5 protein-coding genes are annotated in these 6,005 nt (G+C 43.8%); 1 reads left to right on the top strand and 4 read right to left on the bottom strand.

Annotated features, from left to right (window positions below):
* Positions 1 to 2,123, bottom strand: a 2,123-nt coding sequence (locus tag RHS_RS24585) for a PAS domain-containing protein (protein WP_395023515.1), incomplete at its 3' end; no start/stop codon positions are given.
* 196 nt (positions 2,124 to 2,319) lie between these two features.
* Between RHS_RS24585 and RHS_RS24580 the strand changes: the two genes are divergently transcribed.
* Positions 2,320 to 3,243, top strand: coding sequence for an AEC family transporter (locus RHS_RS24580; protein ID WP_047834655.1), 924 nt, complete (start codon positions 2,320 to 2,322; stop codon positions 3,241 to 3,243).
* Here the strand turns inward: RHS_RS24580 and trpA are convergent.
* The 3 genes from trpA to RHS_RS24565 form a co-directional block, all read right to left on the bottom strand.
* Positions 3,233 to 4,006 (bottom strand): tryptophan synthase subunit alpha, encoded by a 774-nt coding sequence (gene trpA, locus RHS_RS24575; protein ID WP_047834654.1) that lies wholly within the window; start codon positions 4,004 to 4,006, stop codon positions 3,233 to 3,235. The genes RHS_RS24580 and trpA overlap by 11 nt on opposite strands.
* On the bottom strand, positions 3,999 to 5,183 hold the full coding sequence (trpB, locus tag RHS_RS24570; protein WP_047834653.1) for a tryptophan synthase subunit beta: 1,185 nt from the start codon (positions 5,181 to 5,183) through the stop codon (positions 3,999 to 4,001). Before trpB ends, trpA begins: the two co-directional genes overlap by 8 nt.
* A 65-nt stretch (positions 5,184 to 5,248) precedes the next feature.
* Positions 5,249 to 5,872 (bottom strand): phosphoribosylanthranilate isomerase, encoded by a 624-nt coding sequence (locus RHS_RS24565; protein ID WP_047834652.1) that lies wholly within the window; start codon positions 5,870 to 5,872, stop codon positions 5,249 to 5,251.
* Positions 5,873 to 6,005: the final 133 nt, after the last annotated feature.

Here is a 6,005-nt window from a genome sequence, read left to right as displayed (position 1 = left end):
TCGGTAACACACATCCCGATGGTAACCGAAACCCGCACCTTGCTTTGCCCTGAAACCACCAGATTCTGTACCATCGCAGCGATCTTAGGCCCCAGTATAGTTGCTCTTCCTTTTGTACAGCCTTTTAAAAAAAGCATGAATTCATCGCCGCCCAAACGGATCAGTATATCATCTTCCTTTGTTTCAGACTTAAGGATCACCGCCACTTCCTGCAAAATAGCGTCTGCAAATACGCTGCCTTCTTCATCATTTACCTTCTGGAAATCATCCATATCCAGGAGCATTAGCCCGCAGATTTCATCCGGGCTTTTCTGCTCCATGTACTCCCGCGCCAGGCGGATACCCGCTTCCTTTGTATACAAACCAGTCAGCCCGTCCCTGTATTTCGCCTCCTCCAGCGCGAATTCCTTTTCTTTCTCTGACTGGATGTTGCGCATTTTACCGATCATTTTAACCATATTTCCTTCATCATCATAGATCGTTGTGCCGGATATCCGGGACCACACAGTATGGGAACTGCCCACATGAGGTGCCAATTTAATATCTATTTCTTTCCCTGCCCTGCCCAGCATAAAATCCCGTAAATATGCCGCATCCTTTTCCCCGGCTAAAGAGTACAGCTCCTTTTTGAGAAAATCAGGTACGATTTCTTCTGTATCATTTTTTCCCTTTGTCTCAGACAGGGTACCATAAGACCGATACTGGTCCTCGCGGACATCATATTCAAAAATAACTGCCGGGGAACTCTCAATGGCAATGCGAAACCTCTGGTGTTCTTCTTCCAATTCCAGTTCCAGTTTCTTCTTTTCCGTTATATCCACCATAACGCGCTGAATGATATTTCCGCCGCTACTAGACATCATCAGCTCTGTCGTTCCATATACCCAAAGAATATCAGACGAGGGTCCCAGAATCCTGTATTCAAATTGAAAGCGGTCACCCGGGTTTTTTAATTTATTGATCTTATCAATGATAACCTGGCGATCCTCTTCATAAATTCTGTTATAAAATTCATTCACACCCAGTTTATAGCACTCATCTTCTGACTCATACCCCAGAATCCGAAGTGCTTCGTGATTCAGTGTCAAAGCAGAGAACTCCCCGTCCTCCAATTGGTACCGTAGAATTCCGCACATCATAGAATCGTAAATGCTGTCTAAGAGTTCTTTCTGAGATGCCATTTTCTGATTTGCTTCTTCCATTTCCGTAACATCCAGATAAATGCTGTTGATAATAACTTCTCCATCTTCATTTCTGACCTTCTTACCACTGTCAATGATCCATTTCAAAGATCCGTCCCTGCAAGCTATCCTGTATTTAATGGCATAATCCATACTGCCATCCCGAAATGCCTCTTCACACTCTTTTAAAACCCTTGGGAGATCCTCCGGATACACAGCACCTACGGCGCTGCCTTTGGTCACTTCCATAAACTCATCCCTGGTATAGCCAAACATACTGCACAATTCATCGCTTAGATAGGCATATGTATACATATTATCATCGATACTGATTTTCAGCCCGCCCTGTATCGCATCCAGGATAACCTGTATCTGATGGTTTTTCTGCATATACTCATCATAAGTCTGCTTTTGTACCTGAACAGCCTTCTGAAATTCCAGCTCCTTTTTCTTCAGCTCTTCTTCAACCTCTTCCATTTTCTTTTCCAGGTAAGAGTATGCCTTACGTCCCTCATCATTTGGAAAAAGATCTCCCGCTTCCATTTTTTGATATGGGTTTGAATTATGAATATGAACACATTCAAAGGTGTCAGCTTTCCTTCGGAATATAAATGTAATACGCTGATGTTCTTCAATGCACAGACCAGTCTCTTCGTTGGCAGCAACCCAGAATAATCCACTGCATAAATACATCCCGGTTCCAAGTTCCGTCACTTCAAATTCTTCGTCCCATATATGACATGGCGGAATCTTTCCTTTAAACATCTGAAAATATTTTGCGGTCTCTTCCCCGGACTCCCGATGCTGTTCCTCCCCGGCTCCAATCCAGGTGATATCCGGAGCAAATACTGCTGTTACGGCATCTTCATCATTTTCAACATAATGCTTCTCCAAAATCCAATGGGCAAATTGTTTTACCTCTGTTTTTATATGATCATTCATAGTAATCCCTCTAAACATTACGCCATCCTTTTGGATGAACATATGTAGCCGCTTCATATTATACTTTAATCCCATTATAGATAAGAAACCGTCAAAATACAAGCAGCAAAAATTTCCCTTTTCACCACCTTTTAAAAATGCTATACTGAATGAAAATAAAAGCCCTTTTTAAGTGGGTTTTAAACTGAGGTGACATATGAATTTTTTATTGAAACCACTAGCTTTTCTTCTTATAATTTTCGGCGGGTACCTCTTAAAACGTTTTGGGTTTTTTAAAGAAACGGATTATCCCCTCATTACGAAAATTGTGCTGAACATTACACTCCCCGCTGCTGTTATTAACGGCTTCGGAGGCTTCCAGCGTGATACTTCCCTGTTTTTAATCATTGTACTGGGCTTTATGTGCAGTTTTCTGCCATTGCTCATCACTTTCCTCTTATCCAAAAGAATGTCTAAAGAACGCCGTGTATTTACGATGATCAACTCCTCCGGTTATAATATCGGCTGTTTTGCACTGCCGGTAGTCCAGAGTTTTTTCGGTCCTGCCGGAACTGTTGTAACCTGCCTGTTTGATACCGGGAACTCCATGATTATGACCGGGGGATCCTATGCCGTTACTTCCTCCCTGCTTCACACCAATCCGGGAGAAAAAACGAGCATTTCTTCTATAATAAAGAAACTTGCATCTTCCATTCCCTTTGATACCTATATGCTGATGCTTCTGCTGGCAATCTTCAATATCCGGATACCGGATGGGGTAATCACTTTTGTAAGTCCCTTTGCATCCGCTAACAGTTTCTTAGCCATGTTAATGCTTGGGCTGATGTTCAAACCGGTCCGCAATCCATTATACATAAAAGATACGATCCTTGTGGTGGCAGTAAGACTTTTATTTAGTACCTGCTTTTCCCTGTTTTTATACTGGTGCACCCCATTTTCTCTGGAAATCCGACAGATCCTGGCCGTTGTGGCATTTGCCCCCATCGGATCACTTGCTCCGGCATTTACGGAAAAATGTCATGGCGACGGGTCCCTCTCCAGCTTTGCAAATTCTATTTCTGTTATTGTGAGTCTGATTATTATGACCGGGATGGTGGTTGTGATGGGCATCACCGGGTAACCGCTTCTTTCATTTCCCGGACATATTGTGCAACAGCCGATACCGCGTTTTCTCCATGCTTTGCAACCAGTTTCACAATAGCGGAACCCACAATTGCGCCGTCTGACACTCTCGCCATTGCAGCTGCCTGTTCCGGCGTGGAGATACCAAATCCTACTGCACAAGGGACATCTGTCTCTTCTTTTACCATTTTTGTCATCTCGGCAATATTCGTCTTAATCTCGCTTCTGACTCCGGTAACCCCAAGAGAAGATACACAATACACAAAGCCTTTTGCTTCTTTTGCAATCATCCGAATCCGCTCATGAGAAGTGGGGGCTATGAGGGAAATAAGGTCTACATCATACTGTTCGCATACACCGGAAAGCTCCTCTTTCTCTTCATAAGGCAGATCCGGTACAATAATCCCATCCATTCCGCATTCTACACAGCGTTTCATAAATTTCTCTTTCCCATAAGTATAAATAGGATTTACATAAGTAAGGAATACCATAGGAACGGTAACCTTCTGTCTGGCACGAAAAATCATATCAAATAATTTGTCGGTGGTACAGCCAGCCTCCAGTGCCCGCTCATTTGCTTCCTGGATTACAATCCCTTCTGCAATGGGGTCTGAAAAAGGGATTCCGATTTCTATCAGATCTGCCCCTGCATCCTGCATGGCATACAATAACTGTTCTGTTACATCTAATGTGGGATCTCCTCCCGTAACGAAAGGAATAAATGCTTTTCCATTTTCAAATGCTTTTCTAATATTACTCATAGATATTCACTCCTCTGTATCTTGCGATCGCCGCAACGTCTTTATCTCCGCGTCCTGAAATGTTAATTACAATAATTTTATCTTTATCCATGGCAGGCGCCAGTTTTCTGGCATATGCGACTGCATGGGCGCTTTCAATTGCCGGAATAATCCCTTCTTTTCTGGAAAGATATTCAAATGCCTCCACTGCCTCGGTATCCGTAACAGGTACATACTGTGCTCTCTTAATTTCAGCAAGATGGGCATGTTCCGGTCCTATTCCCGGATAATCCAGACCTGCTGAAATAGAATATACCGGAGCAATCTGACCATACTCATCCTGGCAGAAGAGGGATTTCATTCCATGGAATACGCCTTCGCTTCCCCTGGCAATGGTAGCTGCATGTTTTTCCGTATCTACGCCCAGTCCTGCTGCCTCGCATCCGATCAACTGCACTTGGGTATCCTCTATAAACTCATAAAATGCACCCATTGCATTGCTTCCGCCGCCTACACAGGCAATTACGGCATCCGGAAGTCTTCCTTCTGCTAATTGTATCTGTTCTTTGATTTCCTTGCTGATAATTCTCTGGAAATCACGCACGATGGTAGGAAATGGATGTGGTCCCATAACAGAACCTAAAACATAGAGCGTGTCATCGCAGCGGCTCGTCCACTCTCTCATTGTTTCATTGACGGCGTCCTTAAGCGTCTGAGTTCCGCTGGTAACAGAATGAACCTTGGCGCCTAACAGCTCCATACGGAATACATTCAGCGCCTGACGGTCTGTATCTTCTTTTCCCATGAAAATCTCGCATTCCATGCCCATTAAAGCCGCCGCTGTTGCCGTTGCCACACCATGCTGCCCCGCTCCTGTCTCTGCAATAACACGGGTCTTTCCCATTTTCTTAGCCAGCAGCACCTGCCCCAGTACATTATTAATCTTATGGGAACCGGTATGATTCAGATCCTCTCTTTTTAAGTAAATCTTAGCGCCTCCCAGATCCTCTGTCATCTTCTCTGCATAATATAACAGTGATGGCCTTCCGGCATAATTTCTATATAAATCATCCAATTCTGCAATAAATTCCGGATCCTTGCTGTATTTATCATATGCTGCTTCTAATTCATATACTGCATTCATCAGTGTTTCCGGAATATACTGTCCGCCATATTCCCCAAATCTTCCTTTGCTCATAATTCTACCTCTTTTCTGATTACTCTTATTTGATTTCACTCCTGCGGCTGCCTTGCCGGTTATACTTATTTCAGACCTCTGACACGTAAGATAAATTCTGCGATCTTCTGTCTGTCCTTTATCCCAGCCGTTTCAACTGCACTGCTGACATCTACGGCATATGGTGCACACTTTTTGCATTCCGAGATAGAAGCCGCTGCATTATCTGCTGTCAGTCCGCCCGCCAGGAAAAATGGTTTCTTAAGCTGTGGAATCAGGGAACGGTCAAATACCTGCCCGCTTCCTCCGTACTGTCCCTTCGTATAAGTATCCAGAAGCAGATAATCACAGGGCAGCTCTTCTGCATTCCTGATCTGCTCACCACTCTGCACCCGAACTGCCTTAATCACAGGACAGGAAATACGATTTTTCAATTCTTGAATATACACCTGGGTTTCATCCCCATGCAGCTGTACCAGATCAATAATTCCCATTTCACATAGCTGTACGATTTTCTGCTGTTCCTCATTTACAAACACGCCGACTGCTTTGATTGACGGAAGAAGCAATTTTTTCAGCTCCCCAGCCTGCACCGCCGTTACCTGCCTGCTGCTCTTTGCAAATACGAAACCGATATAATCCGGAACCAGGTCATTTACCATACCGATATCTTCCTGCCTCTTCAATCCGCAAATCTTAATTTTAGTCATACTTCACCGCCTTTATCCGACCATTTTCCCACCTTTGCACTACCATTTCAACCAACTTATTTTCCATTTCTCAGAGAGTATCCGGAACCCGCCTTAGAACGTGTTAAAATTGCTTTCTGACAGCTGTGCATTA

It is taken from the genome of Robinsoniella sp. RHS (genome assembly GCF_001029355.1).
Taxonomy (GTDB): Bacteria; Bacillota; Clostridia; order Lachnospirales; family Lachnospiraceae; genus Robinsoniella; species Robinsoniella peoriensis.
Note: the sequence above shows the minus strand (reverse complement) of the source record. Positions and strands in the feature narration are given on the sequence as shown.

Coding starts and splice junctions, on each gene's coding strand:
- RHS_RS24580 (WP_047834655.1), top strand. CDS start 2,320: ATGAATTTTTTATTGAAACCACTAGCTTTTCTTCTTATAATTTTCGGC.
- trpA (WP_047834654.1), bottom strand. CDS start 4,006: ATGAGTAATATTAGAAAAGCATTTGAAAATGGAAAAGCATTTATTCCT.
- trpB (WP_047834653.1), bottom strand. CDS start 5,183: ATGAGCAAAGGAAGATTTGGGGAATATGGCGGACAGTATATTCCGGAA.
- RHS_RS24565 (WP_047834652.1), bottom strand. CDS start 5,872: ATGACTAAAATTAAGATTTGCGGATTGAAGAGGCAGGAAGATATCGGT.